The sequence below is a fragment of the Pseudomonas sp. NPDC087817 genome (genome assembly GCF_044742875.1).
Taxonomy (GTDB): Bacteria; Pseudomonadota; Gammaproteobacteria; order Pseudomonadales; family Pseudomonadaceae; genus Aquipseudomonas.
Genome location: NZ_JBIUVJ010000030.1, coordinates 42297 through 45284, shown reverse-complemented (window position 1 = coordinate 45284; position 2988 = coordinate 42297). Strand labels below are relative to the sequence as shown.

The 2988-nt window shown below is 57.2% G+C and carries 4 protein-coding genes; 1 reads left to right on the top strand and 3 read right to left on the bottom strand.

The genetic code is table 11. The annotated features are described in order from the left end of the window. Positions 1-284: 284 nt before the first annotated feature. Positions 285-731, bottom strand: coding sequence for a MarR family winged helix-turn-helix transcriptional regulator (locus tag ACIONG_RS18840; RefSeq protein WP_401301846.1), 447 nt, complete (start codon positions 729-731; stop codon positions 285-287). Between the two features lie 82 nt (positions 732-813). On the opposite strand from ACIONG_RS18840, the gene ACIONG_RS18835 reads away from it, so the two are divergent. Further along, positions 814-1980: a PLP-dependent aminotransferase family protein gene (locus tag ACIONG_RS18835; RefSeq protein WP_401301843.1), complete on the top strand. Its 1167-nt coding sequence runs from the start codon at positions 814-816 to the stop codon at positions 1978-1980. 165 nt (positions 1981-2145) lie between these two features. Here the strand turns inward: ACIONG_RS18835 and ACIONG_RS18830 are convergent, their stop codons facing one another. Next, positions 2146-2517, bottom strand: coding sequence for a glutathione S-transferase N-terminal domain-containing protein (locus ACIONG_RS18830; RefSeq protein WP_213028036.1), 372 nt, complete (start codon positions 2515-2517; stop codon positions 2146-2148). Positions 2518-2620: 103 nt separating this feature from the next. Next, positions 2621-2988: GTP cyclohydrolase I FolE (folE, locus tag ACIONG_RS18825; protein WP_401301840.1), on the bottom strand; the 368-nt coding region annotated here is incomplete at its 5' end.

Here is a 2988-nt window from a genome sequence, read left to right as displayed (position 1 = left end):
TTCCAGGGCCGGACCCATGAGGGGTGGCAGCGGCCCTTTGAGGCATACGCGAATTTGTTGACCATGCGGTCAGGAACTCGCACGCTGTGGATTATGCTTTTGTGTACAAATAAAGCAAATATTGTTTTTGGTTTTGTTTACGAAAGGTCCGTCGATAGGGATATATCGCCTTCGAGGGCCTCTTCGCTGGCAAGCCAGCTCCCACAAATTTGAGTCGTTCAGCACATTTGGTTGCACCGCCAACCATTGTGGAAGCTGGCTTGCCAGCGATGAGGCCAGATCAATCAGTCGAGTGCTGTCTGACTGTTCCCCAGCGCCAGATTCACCGCCAGCCAACCATTCACCGCCGCCTCCCCAGCCTCGGCGAATACCCGCTCCAGCAACTTCACCTGCTCACGCCGTAATGCCTGTTCAAACTTCGCCCCTTCGGCCGTCAGTTCCAGCAGGCGCTTACGCTTGTCAGCCTGCGATGCCACGCTGTCGACCAGATGCATTTCCTGCAACTGGCGCAGCGGCATGTTCAGCGCCTGCTTGCTCACCCCGAGCAAAGCCAGCAACTCCTTGACGCTCAAATTCGGATAACGGGCGATGAAAAACACGATCCGCTGATGCACTCGTGACAAGCCGCGGCGCTCAAGCATTTCATCAGCCTTGGCGGTGAACGCCTGATAGCCGAAGAAAAACGCTTCCATGGCCTGTTGCTGACTACTGGGATTTTTAAGGTCAAGCATGTTGACGTACTCGCTCAAGCTGTCGTAATTTCAGTCAATCAGTTTGACTTATTTTTCATTCGCCTCGCTACCGGTGACCGCCATGGCTTTTTCCGAACGTGTCTCGCGCCTTAAAAGTTCTTTGATCCGTGAAATCCTCGCCGCGGCCCAGCGTCCGGAGGTGATGTCATTCGCTGGCGGTCTGCCCGCTGAGGTCATGCTGCCGAAACTCGAATGGGCCGACATGCCGCTGTCCCTCGGTCAGTACGGCATGAGTGAGGGCGAACCGGCATTGCGCGAGGCGCTGGCAGCGCAGGCGAGGGCGCTTGGGCTGGACTGTCAGGCGAGTCAGGTGCTGGTGGTCAGCGGTTCGCAGCAGACCCTCGATCTGGCGGCCAAGTTGTACATCGACCAAGGCACGGAAATCCTCCTCGAAGCGCCGACCTATCTCGCCGCGCTGCAGATTTTCCAGCTGTTCGGTGCTGATTGCCTGACCGTGCCGCAAGAGTCCGATGGCCCGAACCTGGCGCAATTGCGCAGTCGTCTGGAGCAGCATCGCCCGGCGTTCATCTACCTGATTCCGACCTTCCAGAACCCGTCAGCTGTGCGCTACAGCGAAGCCAAACGCGCCGCCGTTGCAGCGTTGCTCGACGAGTTCGGCGTGACCCTGATCGAAGACGAGCCCTACCGCGAACTGACTTTCGACGGCGGCAGCGCCAAACCGATTGCCGGGCGCCTGAAAAAATCCAGCTGGATCTACACCGGTACGATCTCGAAAACCTTGCTGCCCGGTTTGCGTGTCGGTTACCTGATTGCCAGCCCTGACCTGTTTCCGCACCTGCTAAAGCTCAAGCAATCAGCGGATCTGCACACCAATCGCATCGGTCAGTGGCAGGCCTTGCAGTGGATTGGCAGTGAGAAATATCAGCAGCATTTGAGTCAATTGCGCGGTTTCTACCGTGAGCGGCGCGACGGGTTTCAGGCGGCATTGGAAACGCATTTTGCCGATCTGGCCGTTTGGAATGTGCCGCAGGGTGGGCTGTTTTTCTGGCTGACGTTGAAGCAGCCGCTGGATACGCGGACATTGCTCAACGAAGCGTTGGCCAATGATGTGGCGTTCATGCCGGGCGAGCCGTTTTTTCCCGATCCGGATAAAAACCTCGGGCATCTGCGTTTGAATTTCAGCCATATCGACCCAGAGCGACTGGATGAGGGGCTCAAACGACTGGCGGCGGTGGTGCGCCAGGCGCAGGCGGCCGAGGCGGCCTGAAAAAAATAAACCGGCTCAAGGGCCGGTTTATTTTTGTCTGGGATTTGCAGAGCCTGTGCGGGCTCCATCGCTGGCAAGCCAGCTCCCACAGGTTTTGTGAACGCCACAGATCACAGTGGGAGCTGGCTTGCCAGCGATGGGGGCATCAGCAACACAACATCAACATCAGACCGCCGCGAACCGCTTATCCAGATACTCAATGATCACCTTGGACTCATACATCCAGGTCGTCTGCCCATTCTCTTCAATACGCAGGCAAGGCACCTTGATCCGGCCACCCTGTTCCAGCAGGGTCTGACGATCCTGCTCATTGTTCTTCGCATCCTTCAGCGCCACTGGCACATTCAAACGACGCAGGGTCCGGCGGGTTTTCACGCAGAACGGGCAGGCGTGGAACTGATAAAGGGTCAGATCCTTTGCCGCAGCGTCTACTTGAGCCTGAGCAGCGGCGGGGCGGTTTTTCTTACCGGGACGGGTGATGAAGTCGACGAAAATGATCAGTTGGCCAAGGCCGACACGAAGCGCTTTTACGAACACGTTGAAAGCCTCACGGTACACATTGAGAAAGGCGCGCAGCTTACCCGATTTTTCGCAGACGAAAAAAAACCGGCGATCAACGCCGGTTTTTTTCTGTAGCAAGTTACTTGATGAGGCTGAGGAACTCGCTGCGAGTCGCTGCGTTTTCACGGAACTCACCGAGCATCACCGAGGTGATCATCGACGAATTCTGCTTCTCGACACCGCGCATCATCATGCACATGTGCTTGGCCTCGATCACTACGGCAACGCCCAGCGCGCCGGTAACCTGCTGAACCGCGTCGGCGATCTGGCGGCTGAGGTTTTCTTGAATCTGCAGGCGACGGGCGTACATGTCGACAATGCGCGCGACCTTCGACAGGCCCAGCACTTTGCCGCTCGGGATATACGCAACGTGGGCCTTGCCGATGAACGGCAGCAGGTGGTGTTCGCACAACGAGTACAGCTCGATGTCCTTGACCAGCACCATTT